At 69.9% G+C, this 15,732-nt stretch carries 13 protein-coding genes; 4 read left to right on the forward strand and 9 right to left on the reverse strand.

Going from position 1 to position 15,732, the window contains the following annotated elements:
* Positions 1-104: 104 nt before the first annotated feature.
* From ACZ5SK_RS22345 to ACZ5SK_RS22355, 3 genes are read right to left on the reverse strand one after another with little or no spacing between them, the layout of a single operon-like run.
* Positions 105-542, reverse strand: coding sequence for a GNAT family N-acetyltransferase (locus ACZ5SK_RS22345; RefSeq protein WP_468415958.1), 438 nt, complete (start codon positions 540-542; stop codon positions 105-107).
* A gap of 52 nt (positions 543-594) precedes the next feature.
* Positions 595-1,374, reverse strand: coding sequence for an IclR family transcriptional regulator (locus ACZ5SK_RS22350; RefSeq protein ID WP_334575390.1), 780 nt, complete (start codon positions 1,372-1,374; stop codon positions 595-597).
* Between the two features lie 18 nt (positions 1,375-1,392).
* Entirely contained in the window at positions 1,393-1,956 is a 564-nt protein-coding gene (locus tag ACZ5SK_RS22355) for a MarR family winged helix-turn-helix transcriptional regulator (protein ID WP_443041196.1), read from the reverse strand.
* A gap of 167 nt (positions 1,957-2,123) precedes the next feature.
* On the opposite strand from ACZ5SK_RS22355, the gene ACZ5SK_RS22360 reads away from it, so the two are divergent.
* From ACZ5SK_RS22360 to ACZ5SK_RS22375, 4 genes are read left to right on the forward strand one after another with little or no spacing between them, the layout of a single operon-like run.
* A complete protein-coding gene (locus ACZ5SK_RS22360) occupies positions 2,124-3,041 on the forward strand; it encodes an SDR family oxidoreductase (RefSeq protein ID WP_334575389.1) in 918 nt (305 codons plus the stop codon).
* Between the two features lie 11 nt (positions 3,042-3,052).
* The gene (locus tag ACZ5SK_RS22365) at positions 3,053-3,928 is read left to right on the forward strand and encodes an amidohydrolase family protein (protein WP_334581088.1); all 876 of its coding nucleotides are present in this window, start codon (positions 3,053-3,055) and stop codon (positions 3,926-3,928) included.
* A gap of 12 nt (positions 3,929-3,940) precedes the next feature.
* Complete coding sequence (locus tag ACZ5SK_RS22370) at positions 3,941-5,446, forward strand: acyl-CoA synthetase (protein WP_334575387.1); 1,506 nt, start codon at positions 3,941-3,943, stop codon at positions 5,444-5,446.
* A 25-nt stretch (positions 5,447-5,471) separates the two neighbouring features.
* Positions 5,472-5,927 carry a MaoC family dehydratase gene (locus ACZ5SK_RS22375; RefSeq protein ID WP_334575386.1) on the forward strand — a complete coding sequence of 152 codons (456 nt, stop codon included), beginning with the start codon at positions 5,472-5,474 and terminating at the stop codon, positions 5,925-5,927.
* A gap of 104 nt (positions 5,928-6,031) precedes the next feature.
* Here ACZ5SK_RS22375 and ACZ5SK_RS22380 read toward each other — a convergent pair whose 3' ends face one another.
* The 6 genes from ACZ5SK_RS22380 to ACZ5SK_RS22405 are packed head-to-tail and all read right to left on the reverse strand — an operon-like array spanning position 6,032 to position 15,686.
* The gene (locus ACZ5SK_RS22380; RefSeq protein ID WP_468415962.1) at positions 6,032-7,699 is read right to left on the reverse strand and encodes a histidinol-phosphatase; all 1,668 of its coding nucleotides are present in this window, start codon (positions 7,697-7,699) and stop codon (positions 6,032-6,034) included.
* A gap of 27 nt (positions 7,700-7,726) precedes the next feature.
* Positions 7,727-9,580 carry a LamG-like jellyroll fold domain-containing protein gene (locus ACZ5SK_RS22385; protein WP_334575384.1) on the reverse strand — a complete coding sequence of 618 codons (1,854 nt, stop codon included), beginning with the start codon at positions 9,578-9,580 and terminating at the stop codon, positions 7,727-7,729.
* Positions 9,581-9,619: 39 nt separating this feature from the next.
* Entirely contained in the window at positions 9,620-12,544 is a 2,925-nt protein-coding gene (locus ACZ5SK_RS22390) for a glycoside hydrolase family 2 TIM barrel-domain containing protein (protein WP_334581086.1), read from the reverse strand.
* An 8-nt stretch (positions 12,545-12,552) separates the two neighbouring features.
* Positions 12,553-13,422, reverse strand: coding sequence for a carbohydrate ABC transporter permease (locus tag ACZ5SK_RS22395; RefSeq protein ID WP_334575382.1), 870 nt, complete (start codon positions 13,420-13,422; stop codon positions 12,553-12,555).
* Between the two features lie 15 nt (positions 13,423-13,437).
* Positions 13,438-14,400: a carbohydrate ABC transporter permease gene (locus ACZ5SK_RS22400; RefSeq protein WP_334575381.1), complete on the reverse strand. Its 963-nt coding sequence runs from the start codon at positions 14,398-14,400 to the stop codon at positions 13,438-13,440.
* Positions 14,400-15,686 carry an ABC transporter substrate-binding protein gene (locus ACZ5SK_RS22405; RefSeq protein ID WP_468576561.1) on the reverse strand — a complete coding sequence of 429 codons (1,287 nt, stop codon included), beginning with the start codon at positions 15,684-15,686 and terminating at the stop codon, positions 14,400-14,402. Before ACZ5SK_RS22405 ends, ACZ5SK_RS22400 begins: the two co-directional genes overlap by 1 nt.
* Between the last annotated feature and the right edge of the window lie 46 nt (positions 15,687-15,732).

The following is a 15,732-nucleotide window of genomic DNA, read 5'->3' on the forward strand; positions in this document are numbered from 1 at the left end:
AACCGCAGGGAAGTTCACCCCTTGAAGCACCCAAACCCCCCTGGACGAGCTCTTACAGCGCGAGGGCGAGGCCACCTTTGCGCCTGCATCCTGGTGGGCGAACGTCACGTGAGCGGGTAGTCGTAGCGGATGAACCCGTTGAAGCCCGCCACCTTGTCGTAGAGGGCACGGGCGGTGGTGTTGTTTTCCTGGGTGCTCCAGTACAGACGGACGGCGCCCCGCTCGCGCGCCGCCTCGGCGACCCGCTCGATCAGCGCCCGGGCCACGCCCCGGCCGCGCGCCGCCTCGTCGACGTAGAGGTCCTGGAGATAGCAGCTGTCCGCCGTCCAGGCCGTGGCGTGGAACAGGTAGTGCGCGATGCCCACCAGCTCCCCGTCCAGCCGGGCGCCGACGGCGTGCACCTCGCCGCCGTCGCGCAGGCGTCGCCACATCTCCTCGTAGCCTTCGTCGGGCACGTCCGTGCGGTAGAACGCCTTGTAGCCGCGCGCCAGCACTTCCCAGGCGGCGCGATCCTCCGGGCCCGGTGAACCGATCTCGATCATGGGTGGGCATTCTCGCCAAGGAATCCCGTGGCCGCCAGTCCCGGCGGCCGGCTCACTCGGGCCGGCCCTCCGGCTGCCAGCCCAGGGCCCGCGAGATCCCGCGCGCCGCGAGCCGCACCGCGGGCGCCAGCACCGGGACGGCCGCGTCGGCGTAGGGCACGACGACCGACACGGCGGCCACCACCGCACCGCCCGGACCACGCACCGGAGCGGCCACCGAAAGGGCGTCCTCGGTGACCTGACGGCTGCTCACCGCCACACCCGTACGCCGTACTTCGGCCAGCACCCGGCGCAACTGCCCAGGATCGGTGATGGTGTGATCCGTGTAGGACGCCAACGGCCGGGCGCAGTAGCTCTCTTGGAGCTCCGCCTCACCGTGCGCGAGCAGTGCGAGCCCGACCCCGGTGACGTGCAGCGGCCAGCGGGCGCCCACCCGGATGTGCACACCGACCGCCGAACGCCCCGACAGCCACTCGGTGTAGACGACCTCGGACCCGTCCCGCACCGCCAACTGCACGTTTTCGTGGGTGGCTTCGTACAGGTCCTCCAGATAGGGCAGCGCGACCTGGCGCAGCGCCAGGCCGCGCGGCGCCAGCGCCGCTATCTCCCACAGCCGCAGCCCCACGTGGTAGACGCCGGACGCGTCCCGTTCCAGGGCGCCCCACTCCGTCAGCGCGCCCACCAGTCGGTGCGCGGTGCTGAGGGTCAGCCCGGCGCGGCGGCTGATGTCGGTCAGCGACAACGCGGCATGCGTGTGGTCGAAGGCGGCGAGCACGGCCAGCAGCCGGTCCGGCGCGGAACGGGAGGTCACGGCGAGGGCGTCCCGGTCCATCAGCAACTCCTCACTGCGTCAGGCGAGTCCGTCCCCGGCGATCCGCATCAGCAGCGTGTGCAGGGAGGCGCGGTCGGCGGGGTCGAGGGGGTCCAGCAGTTCGTTCGTCACTCGCAGGCCCGCCTCGTCGGTGCCGCGCAGGAAGGCGCGGCCGTCCTCGGTGAGGACGACGATCCGGCTGCGGCGGTCGTCCGGGGCCGGGCGGCGCTCGGCGAAGCCCAGCTTCTCCAGGTCGTCGACCAGCCCGACGATCGCGCTGGGGTCGTAGCCGAGCCGGGTGCTCAGCTCACGCTGGAGGGCGCCCTCGGAGGTGGCGAGGAAGCGCAGCACCGCGTAGTGGCGCAGGCGCAGCCCCGACTCCTGGAGGAACGTGTTGAACAACTGACCCGAGCGCAGCCCCAGGCGGTAGAGCAGGTAGCCGGTGTCCGCGTGCAGCTCGCGCATCCATGGCTCGTCCGCGTCGATCGGCGCGGCGTTCACTGCGTTGTCCTGGCGGGCGATGGCGGGCTCCCTGGGCTCGGTCCCCTTTCGGGGGGCGGTGCGTCGTGTTCCGGGGGTGGTGCGTCGTACTGATTCCAGCATGACGCACCCCATAGGTCGACAACAACTATTGACGACAACAATTATTGCTCTTAGCTTCAATCTCGAAGTCGCGCTCCCTGCGACGCGAAGCCGCACCCCACGCGAACCCGCGCGAAGCCGCGCGAACCCATGTGCACGCATGTGCACCCATGTGAAGGGACACCGTCGTGCCCAGCATCGATCTCACCGGCAAGGTCGCCGTCGTCACCGGCAGCGGCCGGGGCCTCGGCCTCGCCTACGCGCACGCGCTCGCCGCCCACGGCGCCGCCGTGGTCGTCAACGACGTCGACGAGGCGGTCGCCGAGCAGGCCGTGAAGTCCATCACCGAGGCCGGCGGCACGGCCGTCGCCGAGGTGGTGCCGGTCGGCACGACCGAGGCCGCCGAGCGGCTGGTGAACCGGGCCGTGGCGGAGTTCGGGCGGCTCGACATCCTGGTCACCAACGCGGGCATCCTGCGCGACAAGGTGCTGTGGAAGATGACCGACGACGACTTCGACGCGGTGATCGCCACCCACCTCAAGGGCACCTTCACCTGCGCCCGCGCCGCCGCCGTGCGGATGCGCGAGCAGGGCGAGGGCGGCACGCTGATCCTCGTCGGCTCCCCGGCCGGCCAGCGCGGCAACTTCGGCCAGACGAACTACGCCGCCGCCAAGGCCGGCATCGCCGCGTTCGCCCGCACCTGGTCCATGGAGCTGGGCCGCGCGAACATCACCGTCAACGCGATCGTGCCGGTCGCCGCCACCGCGATGACCGAGACCATCCCCGCCTTCGCTCCCTACGTCGAGGCGCTGAAGAACGGCGAGCCGCTGCCGGACTTCCTGCGCAAGGGCGAGGGCTTCGGCACTCCCGAGGACTGCGCGGCCCTCGTGCCCTTCCTGGCCTCCGAGGCCGCCCGGACCGTCACCGGCCAGGCCATCGGCATCGGCGGCGACAAGGTGGCACTCTGGTCGCATCCGCAGGAGATCCGCGCGGCCTACGCCGACGGCGGCTGGACCCCCGAGACCCTGGCCGACGCCTTCCCCACCTCGGTGGGCGCCGAGCTCCAGAGCGTCGGCATCCCCGCCCCGAAGTTCCCGGAGGCCTGACCATGGCGACCATCGACGTCGAGGAACTCGTCGCGATCGACGTCCACACCCACGCGGAGGTGTCCTCCAAGGGCCACTCCTCGCTCGACGACGACCTGCACGACGCCTCCTCCGCCTACTTCAAGGTCGAGGGCAAGCGGAAGCCGACTTTGGAGGAGACGGCCCGCTACTACCGGGAGCGGAAGATGGCCGCCGTGATCTTCACGGTGGACGCCGAGTCCGCGACCGGCACCGCCCCCGTCCCGAACGAGGAGGTCGCCGAGGCCGCCGCCGCCAACGCCGACGTCCTCATCCCGTTCGCCTCCATCGACCCCTTCCGCGGCAAGGCGGGTGTGCGGCAGGCCCGCCGCCTGGTCGAGGAGTACGGGGTGAAGGGCTTCAAGTTCCACCCCAGCATCCAGGGCTTCTTCCCCAACGACCGCTCGGTCGCGTACGACCTCTACGAGGTCATCGAGGAGACGGGGACCATCGCCCTGTTCCACACCGGCCAGACCGGCATCGGAGCGGGCGTCCCGGGCGGCGGCGGGATCCGGCTGAAGTACTCCAACCCGCTGCACGTGGACGACGTCGCCGCCGACTTCCCCCACCTCAAGATCATCCTGGCGCATCCGTCCTTCCCCTGGCAGGACGAGGCCCTGGCCGTCGCCACCCACAAGCCGGGCGTGCACATCGACCTGTCCGGCTGGTCGCCGAAGTACTTCCCGCCGCAGCTCGTGCAGTACGCCAACACGCTGCTGAAGGACAAGGTCCTCTTCGGCTCCGACTTCCCCGTCCTCACCCCCGACCGCTGGCTCGCCGACTTCGACAAGCTGACGATCAAGGACGAGGTGAAGCCGAAGATCCTCAAGGAGAACGCCGCCCGGCTCCTCGGGCTGACCGCACCGTAAGGGGCGTGGAAGATGCGCAACGAGGGACTGGGGTCATGGCCCGCACGCCGGGCCCGCAAGACCCCGCACCGCACCGCCCTGGTCCACGGTGACGAGTCGACGGACTACCGCACGCTGTATGCACGCACCACGCGCCTGGCCCACGCCCTGCGCGCCCGGGGCGTGCGGCGCGGCGACCGCATCGCCTACCTCGGCCCGAACCACCCCTCCTACCTGGAGACACTGTTCGCCGCCGGCACCCTCGGCGCGGTGTTCGTCCCCCTGAACACCCGCCTCGCCGGCCCCGAGATCGCCTACCAGCTCGCCGACTCCGGCGCCAAGGCCCTCGTCTACGGCCCCACGCACGCCGGCCTGGTCGCCGGACTGCCCGGGAGCACGGACGTCCGGGCCTACGTCGAGGTAGGCGCCGAATACGAGGAGGCGCTCGCCGCCGCCTCCGACGAACCGATCGACACGCCGGTCACCCCCGACGACACCTGCATCATCATGTACACCTCGGGCACGACCGGCCGCCCCAAGGGCGCCATGCTCACGCACGGCAACCTCACCTGGAACGCGATCAACGTCCTCGTCGACACCGACCTGATCGCCGACGAACGCGCCCTGGTCTCCGCGCCGTTGTTCCACACGGCCGGCCTGAACATGCTGACCCTGCCGGTGCTCCTCAAGGGCGGCTGCTGCGTCCTGGTCGAGGCCTTCGACCCGGACGCCACGTTCGACCTGATCGCACGGCACCGGATCACCTTCATGTTCGGGGTGCCGACGATGTTCGAGCAGGTGGCCCGGCATCCCCGCTGGGCGGACGCGGACCTGTCGTCGCTGCGGATCCTGACCTGCGGCGGCTCCCCGGTGTCGACGCCGCTGATCGCCGCCTACCAGGAACGCGGACTGACCTTCCTCCAGGGCTACGGCATGACCGAGGCCTCGCCCGGCACCCTGTTCCTGGACGCCGAGCACTCGATCAGCAAGGCGGGCTCGGCCGGCGTGCCGCACTTCTTCAGCGACGTACGCGTCCTGCGCCCCGACCTCGCCCCGGTCGAGGTCGGCGAGACCGGCGAGGTCGTCGTGCGCGGGCCGCACGTCATGCCCGGCTACTGGGGACTGCCCGAGGAGACGGCCGCCTCCTTCGCCGACGGCTGGTTCCGCAGCGGGGACGCGGCCCGGGTCGACGAGGACGGTTATGTGCACATCGTCGACCGCATCAAGGACATGATCATCTCGGGTGGGGAGAACATCTACCCCGCCGAGATCGAGGACCTGCTCCTCGCCCACCCCGACATCGTCGAGTGCGCGGTCATCGGCGTGTCCGACGACAAGTGGGGCGAGGTGCCGCGTGCGGTCGTCGTGCCCCGCGAGGGCGCTTCGCTCGATCCCGACGAGGTGCTCGCGTCTCTGGCGGGCCGCCTCGCCAAGTACAAGATCCCCAAGTCGGCGGTGGTGGCGGACGAACTTCCGCGCACCGCCTCCGGAAAGCTCCTGAAGTCCCGGGTGCGTTCCCGGTACGGCTCCAAATCCTGACCAACTCCCCTGTGAGGAACGGCATATGAGCATCACCGTCACCGGCATCGACGAGCTGAAGAAGCTGGCCGGCAGCGACCTGGGCACCAGCGAGTGGATCGAGGTCACCCAGGAGCGCATCGACACGTTCGCCGACGCGACCGGGGACCACCAGTGGATCCACGTCGACCCCGAGCGGGCCAAGGAAGGCCCCTTCGGCGCGCCGATCGCCCACGGTTACCTGACCCTCTCCCTGTTCATCCCGCTCTTCACCGAGCTGCTCGACGTCGAGGGCGTCACGACGAAGGTCAACTACGGGCTGAACAAGGTCCGTTTCCCCTCGCCGGTGAAGGTCGGCTCGCGGATTCGGCTGGTCGGCAAGCTGACCGAGGTCGAGGACGTGCCCGGCGGGGTGCAGATCACCGTCGACGGGGCGATCGAGATCGAGGGGGGCGCGAAGCCCGCGGCGGTGCTGCAGAGTCTGTCGCGGTTCTACGCGTGAGGCTGCGTCGCTTCAGCCGTTCAGCGCCGTAGGGGCTTGTGCCGTGGGGAGACTGCGGACCGGTTGTGGCCGGTCGCGCAGTTCCCCGCGCCCCTGAAAGACCTTCAGCTGACGACGTCGACGAAGATCGGGTTGGAGTAGAACCAGGTGTCGGCCCACGGGTCGCCGTTGCCGGGCTCGTGGGGGATAGGGCCGTGGGGGTCCACGGAAGCGCCCAGGTAACCGGCTGCGTTCCGGTTGCCGTCGCTGCCGCGCAGGCGGACGTAGAAGGACTCCTCGCCCACGGTGAGCGGGACGCGCAGGGTGTACGTGCCCTTGCGGCCGCTCACCTCCGTCGTGTGGGCGACCTTCGTGTCGGGCGCCTGCCACGCGTCCCGGTCGGACACCGCGCCGCGCACCGCGCCCCGGATGACGTCCACGTGCGCCAACTCCGGCAGGATTCCCTGGGGGTTGGGCCGGGAGGCGGTGGTGACGGTGATGTTGAGGGTGAGCTTCTCGCCGCCGCGCACCCGCAGCCGGCCGCCGAGCGTGACGCCCCGGCCGCTGCTGTGCTCCCGGCGCAGCCGGACCTCGAGCCCGTCGAGCAGATGCCCGTGGTCCAGCCAGACGCGGCCCTCGCGCAGCCCCGTCATCACCGCCCGGTAGCCGTACCGGGTGACGCCCACATGGGTGCGGCTGAACTGGCCCGGCCAGAAGTCGCTGCCCGGCTGCGGGGTGACGGTGTTCACCGGGTCGGGCAGCCTGCCGGTGTTGTCGAAGTTCTGCCCGGCCGGCCAGTCGCCGTTCTTCCAGGTGTCGAAGACGGTGCGGTGGTTGTCGGAGTTGGTGGTGATCGAGAACAGCCGGCCCTCGGCCAGCATCGAGTCCCACAGGCCGCCGACGGTCGCCGTCGCCCAGTCGAAGCCGCCGTACGTGAGGTAGGCGTCCGCCGGGTAGCCCGCCCAGGACTGCGCGGACGGCTTGTTCTCGTACTCGCCGCGGATGGACGTGGCCCCGCGCCAGCCGGGGAGGGCCGCGCCCTGGGCGCCGGGCGCGCCCTCCATGCCGATCATGATCTCGGGGGCCGCGTCGCGCCAGGCGCGCATCTCGTGCGGGGAGTCGATGCCGAGGCGCAGCGGGTGGTTGGCGAGGACGAGGACGTCGTCGACGTAGCCCGAACGGCGCTGCTGTGCCAGCCACTTGATCGCCTTGACGGCGTGCGCCTCGTTGCGGGCGGTGTCGGCCGCGCCGGCGGATCCCTCGGTGTAGCCGAGCAGCTTGCCGTCGTAGGCGAGCTCGAACTGCGTGAGCAGGTCGACCTCGTGCGGGCCGGGCGCGGCGAACACCGTGCAGTGCTCGGCGGCCGGGATGTACCACTCCAGGCCCTGGAAGATCAGCTGGCGCGGGTTGTCGGCGCGGGCCTTGAGGATCTCCTGGTGCTCCAGGGCGGCGCCGTAGTGGGCGTGCCCGAAGTTGGAGTGCTCGTTGAACACCATCCAGTCGAGCCCGTACCGGGCGGCGGCCCGCGCCTGCTGGGAGAAGGTGTACTTCGCGTCGTGGCTGTACACGGAGTGCACATGGTGGTCGCCGACGAGGTAGGCGAGGTGCGGGTCCTCGCCGCCGTAGCCGTGGCCGGTGGCGGCGACGGCCGGGGCAGCCACCCCGCCGAGGGCGAAAGCGGCCCCGAACAGACCGGCACGGCGCAGGAGTTGACGTCTCGACACGCCTTGGGCGTCGAGAACGGCGGGGGAGACGGAAGGGTCCGCCCAGACGGGCAGTTGCTGCTCGGTCATGATTCTTCGGTGTCCTCTTCGAGGGCGTCAGTGGTTCATGAAGGACGTCACGGGCAGCGCCCTCTCGACGATGCGGACGTCGCCGAGACGGCCGTGCAGGATCTGGTCGATCGCGCCGCCGTACTCGTAGCCGCCGAGCAGCCACGGCAGCCCGACGGAGGTGATGCCGACGGACGCCGCCTTCGGGTTGCGCACGACCGGGCAGCCCTCGACATACAGCGTGGTGTGCCGGCCGTCGTTGACGACCGCGAGGTGCCACCAGGTCTCCAGCGGCGTCTCCTGCCCCCAGTTGGTGGCGATGCCCTCCTGGTTCAGCGGGCGCATCGCCCACTGCGGCTCCCGGTCGTTGGAGAGGGAGAGGGTGGCGAGCGGCTCGTCCGGGTCGTCGCCGGTCTTGCCCGCGGCGCCGCCCGTTCCCGTCCGGCTGACCAGTCCCGACCATGCGTGGTGCGAGGGGTCCCAGTCCGCCGGAAGGCGGTAGAACGCCTCGATGGTGTAACCGGCCTTGAACGTGGCCGAGTTGAGCGGCGCACCGTCGACCGTGCGCAGGTACGCCCCCTTCAGCGGGGACTTGAAACCCTGGAACTCCAGGCTGCCGTGCCCGGGTTGGTCGGGATGGTGGTCGGAGGACCAGCCGAGGGCGCCGCCGGCGACCGGGACGACGGTGAGGTCGTTGCCGCGCCCGGACAGGTCACGGACGGTGCCGGACACGGTCGTGGCGTCGGCGTGCCCGTCGAAACGCCAGTAGGCGACCGTGCCCGGGATGACGACCTTGGAGGCGGGACGTGCGGCCCGCGCCGGCACCGGGGCGAAGCCGGAGAAGCGCTCGGTGAAGTCGATGTCGACGGAGAACCGGTCGGCGTCGCCGCTCAGTTCGATCTCCTGCCGCTCCAGTTCGTTGAGCCCCTTCGCGGCCCGGCCCAGGATCCACGGGGAGACGGTCTCCACGTCGATGACGCCCCGGTCGAGGTCGAAGCGGTAGAGGCGGATCATCGCCGCACCGCCGAAGTAACGATTCTGATAGTTCGTCAGATGTAGGTGGACGTCATGTCCCGCCGCGTTCTTGCGCGTGGCCCGGCCGGCCGGCCAGTAGTGCCCGTTGAGGGTGAGGAAGATCTGGTCGTGGTCCTCGATCAGCCGGTCCCACAACTGCTGTCCGTACGCCGAGAGGGAGTCGTCCTCGACGACCAGCTCGTGCGTGGTCAGGACGACCGGAGTCTTCGGGTGCTCGGCGAGGACGCCGGCGGCCCAGGCGTAGCCCTGGTCCGACAGCCGCCAGTCCAGCGCCAGCACCATCCACTCCCGGCCGGCCGCCCGGAACAGGTGGTAGGAGTTGTAGCCGTCGGGGGAGGCCCCGCCGAACGTGGACTTCCCCCGGAAGCGCTGGGGACCGAAGGCGTCCAGGTACGGGGTCGCGCCGCGCTGGTCGGTCGTCGACGACTTCACGTCGTGGTTGCCGGCCAGCACGCTGTAGCCGACCCCGCGCCGGTCGAGCAGCCCGAACGCCTCGCTGATCGCGGTGACTTCGTCCTTCGTCCCGTTCTGGGTGAGGTCGCCCAGGTGGGACAGGAACACGATGTTCTCGTCCTTGCCGTGCTCCAGCAGATAGCGCAGCGACGCCTCGACCGGCGCCTTGTCGATGCTCGGGCCGTCGAAGAGGTACTGCGTGTCGGGCATGACGGCGAGCGTGAAGCGGCGGCTGTCGGGGTCGGGACGCCAGCTCTTGGCGGAGGCCGCCTCGACGGAGGCGGCCTCGGCGGTGGCCGGCAGGGCGATGCCGGCCGTGGCGGCGCCGAGCAGCGCGGTGGCGCGGAGGAACCCGCGTCTTCCGGCGCCGGCCTGCGCGGCCTCGCCGCAATCGTGGGCATGCGAAGTACACATGTGTGCTCCGTAGGGAAGTCCGTTGCTGGGAGAGGGAGTTCAGAGAACGCGCAGGGTCCAGCTCCAGCGGTGGACGCCCGGTGCGACGAGGTAGGAGGGGAACGTGTCGGGCCCGCACGATGCCGTGCCGAGGCCGCGGTGCGCCGCGTCGAGGTGCACCACGCAGCCGGCGCGCGGGAGGAGTTCGTCATGGTGGGAGACGGCGGTCAGGTCCTCGGCGCGGTACCGCGTGACGGACACCTGGCGCGGCTCGTCCAGCGTGACGGCGAGGCCGGTGGCGTCCGGCGCCGAGAGCGTGAAGCGCCGTACCCCGTGCCGGCCCCCGCTCTCCTGAGGACGCAGGTAGGGCGTGAACAACTCGTCGACGGGAACCGAGTGATGGCCCACCGGCGCGCCACCGCTGCGGTCCGGGTACGACTCCCAGGGGCCCTGCCCGAACCACTCCAGCAGGTCCAGCCCCGCGACCGTCTCGAAGACCGAGCCGACCCGCGCGACATCGTCGAACTCCTCGGGCAGCTCGGCCTGTTCGTCGATCCGCACCCCGCCCTCCACCGGCGTGAACACCTGCCGGTGCCGGACGACGCCGGTGGTGCCGGCGTACTCGGAGAGCACGGTCACCCCGTCGCCCTCCTGGTGGACCGAGAGCAGCTTGCGCACGAGGGAGTCCAGGCCCCAGGTCCGCCAGCGCAGCGCCATCCCGCCCAGCTCGTCGTTGTCGGTGGGCGCCCGCCACAGCGACAGCGTGGGCGCGGCGGTCAGCAGAGGGTGGACGAGGAGTCCGTCGGCGTCGATCTCGACCCGACCGGATCCCACCGGTTCCTCGGCGGGCGCGGCGGCTCGGAGCTGCACCTGTGGTGCGCACACCTGCGTGCCGCGCGGCGCCCACGGCAGGTCCTGCGCCGTTGTCACCCGCAGCGTCAGCCATGCCTCGCCGCCGTCCTCGGGCAGCGCGAACGGCAGCGGCACCACGGTCGTCTCGCCCGGCCGAAGGTCGGGCAGTTCGGCCGTCGCGGTGAGCGTCCCGCCGTGGGCGAGCGACAGCTCCCACTCGCCGGCGAGCCACTCCAGTCCGCGGAAGTGCTGGTGGTTGGAGAGGACCAGGCCCTCGTGCCGGAAGCCCTGGAGCCGCAGGGGCGCGGCGAGCTCACGGTGTTCGTACATCACCGGCTTCGGCGTGCGGTCCGGGAAGACGACGCCGTCGGCGATGAACGCGCCGTCGTGGTCCTTCTCGCCGAAGTCGCCGCCGTACGCCCAGCGGTACCCGGGTGCGGCGACACCGTTGTCGTAGAGCCCGGCGCCCCCACGCCCGACCGGTCTTCCGTCCTCGTTCACGGACTGAAGGATTCCGTGGTCCCAGAACTCCCAGATGAACCCGCCCTGAAGACCCGGGGTTGCCTCGATGGCAGCCCAGTGGTCGGCCAGCGTGCCGTTGCTGTTGCCCATCGCGTGGGAGTACTCGCACTGGATGAGCGGCTTGGTCTGCTGCCCGGACAGCGCGTGCGCGACGCAGTCCTCCAGGGGCGCGTACATCGGGCAGGCGATGTCGGAGGCGAGCTCCGGATCCGCCCAGCCGCGCTTGGCGGCCCCCTCGTACTGCAGTGGCCGGGTCGGATCGTGCCGACGCACCCAGCCCGCGGCCGCGTCGTGGTTCGCGCCGTAGTCGGACTCGTTGCCCAGCGACCAGATGATGACCGACGGATGGTTCTTGTCGCGCAGCACCATGCGCGAGACCCGGTCGACGAAGGCGTTCAGATAGCGCGGGTCGTCGGCGATCTCGTGGGCGTGGTCGTGCGACTCGATGTCCGCCTCGTCGACGACGTAGAAACCGAGTTCGTCGGCCAGGTCGTACAGCGTCGGGTCGTTGGGATAGTGCGCGGTGCGGATCGCGTTGAAGCCGAAACGCTTGAGCAGGACCAGGTCCGCGCGCATGTCGTCGTACGACACCGTCCGCCCCGTCAGCGGGTGGAAGTCGTGCCGGTTGACGCCCCGGACGAAGATCCGCTCGCCGTTGACCAGCAGGTCCCGGCCGACGATCTCGACGTCGCGGAAGCCGACGCGGTGCCGGGAGGTGTCGGCGACCGTGCCGTCGGCGCGGTGCAGCCGGACGATCAGGCCGTACAGCTCGGGCGTCTCGGCCGTCCAGGTGCGCACCTCGGGCACGCGTGCGGTCAGACGTGCCTCGCCGAGGAAGTCGGAGACACGCTCGTCCTCGGCGTTGGCCAGATCGAACGCGGCGTCCTGGGTCACCGGCAGGCCGTCCAGGTCCCCGCTGACGTACCAGCCCTCGGGCAGCGCCCCGCCGCCCGCGTCCCGTACCCGGCAGTCGACGCGCAGCGCCCCGTCCTGCCCCGCCCGCACGGTCACATCGGCCAGCTGCAGCGGGTCGGTGGCGTACAGCAACACCGAGCGGGTGATCCCGCCGTGCCACCAGTGGTCCTGGTCCTCGATGTGCGAGGCGTCCGACCACTTGACGACCGTCAGCCGCAGCACGGACCGCCCGCCGGGGCGCACGACGTCCGACAGGTCGAACTCGGCTGCCAGATGGGAGTCCTTGGAGACGCCGACGGGCCGCCCGTCCACGTGCACCAGCAGCACGCTCTCGGCGGCCCCGACCTGGAGCACGATCCGGCGCCCGGCCCACTCGGCGGGGACGTCGATCTCCCGCTCGTACACCCCGGTCGGATTGACGGGCGGCGACAGGGGAGGAAACTCCGCATACGGCATCCGGATGTTCAGATACTGCGGAAGGTCGTCCGTGCCCTGCATGGTCCATACGCCGGGCACGGTCGCCGTCGACCAGGGACCGCCGACCGGCGCGTCCGGAGCGGACAGCAACCGAAAACGCCAGTCGCCGTCCAGGGAGTGTGCTCCGGTGCGCCGGTCGACGGCGTTCATGGGCAGCCGCCCCCAGGAGGTCACCTCGGGTGCCTCCCACGGGCGCAGCGCCAGCAGCGGGTCCGTCACGTGATCGCTCACTTGATCGCTCCCTTGGCGAGGTCCCCGATCATCTGGCGGGCGCCGATCGCGAACACGATCAGCAGCGGGACGAGGGCGAGCAGTGCGCCGGTCATGACCATTCCGTAGTCCGTGGTGCCGTGGGTGCCGTTGAGCTGGGACAGGGCGACCTGGAGGGTCACGTTGTCCGGGTTGGTGAGGGCGATCAGGGGCCAGGCGTAGTCGTTCCACTGGCCCATGAAGGTGAAGATGCCGAGGAACGCGAGGCCCGGCCGGACCACCGGGAGGGCCACGTGCCAGTACTGGCGCAGGAAGTTCGCGCCGTCGATGCGGGAGGCGTCGAGGAGTTCGTCGTGGATCGCGCCCGTCATGTACTGGCGCATCCAGAAGATGCCGAACGCGTTGGCGGCCGCCGGCACGATCAGCGCCGTCATCGAGCCGATCCAGCCGAGCTTCGCCATGATGACGAACTGGGGGATCGCCTGGAGCTGTGCCGGCACCATGAAGATGAACATGAGCAACACGAACAGCAACCGCTTGCCCGGGAACTCGAACTTGGCGAAGACGAAGGCCGCCAGCGAGTCGAAGAACAGGACCAGGAACGTCACCGAACCCGCGACCAGCAGCGAGTTGAACATCGAGCCGAAGAAATCGATGTTGTCGAACAGGTTGCGGACGTTCTCCAGGAAGTGCGTGCCCGGCAGCAGCTTGGGCGGGTACGAGAAGATCTCCGACGACGTGTGCGTCGACATGATCACGGCCCAGTAGAACGGGAAGGCCGAGAGCAGGACGCCGAGGACGAGGCCGGCGTGCAGCGCGAGCCCTCTGCGCAGCGACCCGTCGATCCTCTTGGTACGCCGGGGCCTGGTTTCTTGGATGGATGCCATGGTGAGCGGGCCTCCCTAGTCTTCGCCCCGGCGCTGCACCAGACGCCAGTTGATGATCGAGAAGAGGACGACGACGAGGAAGATGCCCCACGCCACGGCGGCGCCGTAGCCGAAGTCGTTGTTGTCGAAGGTCTGCTGGAAGAAGTAAAGGACCATGGTCCGGCCGGCGTGGCCGGGGCCGCCCGAGAACGTCGAGTCGTTCGAGGTGTTCTGCAGCAGGACCTGGGGTTCGGAGAAGCTCTGCAGACCGGTGACCGTCGACACGACGAGCACGAACAGCAGCACCGGACGCATCATCGGCAGCGTGATCCGGAAGAACGTCTGCACGGGGCCCGCGCCGTCCATCCGCGCCGCCTCGTACAGCTCGCCCGGGATGGTCTGGAGCCCGGCGAGGAAGATGATCGCGTTGTAACCGGTCCACTGCCAGGTCATCAGCGTCGCGATGGCGATCTTGATGCCCCAGGGGGTGTTCAGCCAGGCGATCTGGTCGAAACCGATGGCCTGCAGGAACGCGTTGACGAGACCGAAGTTGGTGGAGAAGACCGAACCGAAGATGATCGCGATCGCCACGACCGAGGTGACGTTCGGCAGGAAGTAGGCCACGCGGTAGAGGTTCTTGAAACGGACCGCCGAGTTGAGCATCACGGCCGTCACCATCGCCAGAAAGATCATGGGGAAGGTGGCCAGCGCCCAGATGACGATCGTGGTCCCGATCGAGCTCCAGAACTCGGAGTCGCTCAGCAGGTACTGGTACTGCGACAGGCCCGCCCACTCCATCGAGCCGAGGCCGTCCCAGCGGTGGAACGAGAGATAGAGCGAGAAGCCGACGGGTATCAGGCCGAAACAGAGAAACAGCAGGTAGAAGGGGGAGATCGCGGCATAGAGGTGCCAGTGCTTGCGGAAACCTTTCCGGGGCTGCGTCACAGGTGTCTCCGTGACGACCGCCGGGGGCTTCTCCAGCGCGGGGAGGGTGGCCATCAGTAGCTCACCCCCAGGTGCTTCGCGATCCGCCGGCATTTGCTCATGGCGTCACTCCAGGCCTGCTTCGGGTCCTTGCCGAGGACGCCGACGTTCTTGATCTCGTCCTTGATGGGCTGCCCGAGCGCGATGTCGAACGGGCTGTTGTAGGCGACGACGATCTTCTGCGCGGCGGGCCCGAAGACGTCCATCGTGACCTGGCCGCCGAAGAAGGGGTCGGGCTCGCGCAGCTGCGCCGCGCCGTACGAGGCGGCGGTGGAGGGGAAGAGGCCCGCGTCGACGAAGCCCTGCGCCTGGTTGCCCGCGTCGAGCATCCAGCTGATGATCTGGAAGGCCTGCTCGGGATCCCGGCACGCCTTGGTGATCGACAGGAACGAGCCGCCGTTGTTGGCGGGCCGCACCGGCATGTCGGCCACCCGCCACCGGCCCTTCGTCTTCGGCACGCCGTTCTTGAGGTCGCTGGTGGCCCAGGAGGCGCCCAGCTGGCTCGGCAGCTTTCCGTCCTCCACCGCCGACAGCTGGTCCGGGGTGCCGGTGACCAGGTTCGACACGATCTTGCGCTGTTTCGCCTCGACGGCGAGCGCCCAGGCGTCGCGCACATGTTCCTGGTCGCCGATGAAGTGGCGGTCCTTGTCGACGTAACGCTTGCTGCCCTGGTTCACCACGTTCTCGTAGACGCTGGTGACGTCGGTGAGCAGCGAGGTTCCCGGGATCCGCTGTCTGAGCTGCTCGCCCGCCGCGAAGAACTTCTCCCAGGTGTTGAGCTCCTTCGACACATCGGCGGGCTCGTAGGGCAGTCCCGCCTTCTGGAAGACGGCGTACTGGTAGAAGTGCCCCACCGGGCCGCAGTCGATCGGGAAGCCGATCATCGTGCCGTCGTCGGCGATGCCCTGCTCCCACTTCCAGGGCAGGTACTGGGACCTGTACTTGTCCGCGCCGAGCGAGCGCAGGTCCACGAACTGGTCGGCGTTGGGCAGATAGGACGCCATGTCCTCGCCCTTCAGGCCCGCGATGTCGGGGATGTGGGCGCGGCCGGCCATCGTCGTGATCAGCTTCGACCGGTAGTAACCGCCGATCTTGATGGCCTGGAGGTCGACGGAGGTGTCGTATCGGGCCTTGGCGTTCTTGATGACCGTGTCGCCGAGGCCGCCGTCCCAGTACCACAGGACCATGTTCCGCCCGGTCGAACCGGTCGGAACGGCGCAGCCGGACGCCAGGCCGCCGAGCGCCGTGACGGCCGAACCGGCCAGGCTCGCTCGCAGCAGGCCTCTACGGGAGAGCCGCACAGCTCCCACCGCCTTTCGGATCTGTTCGCGTCTTCGCAGACGATGT

Source organism: Streptomyces sp. NPDC031474, assembly GCF_055581185.1.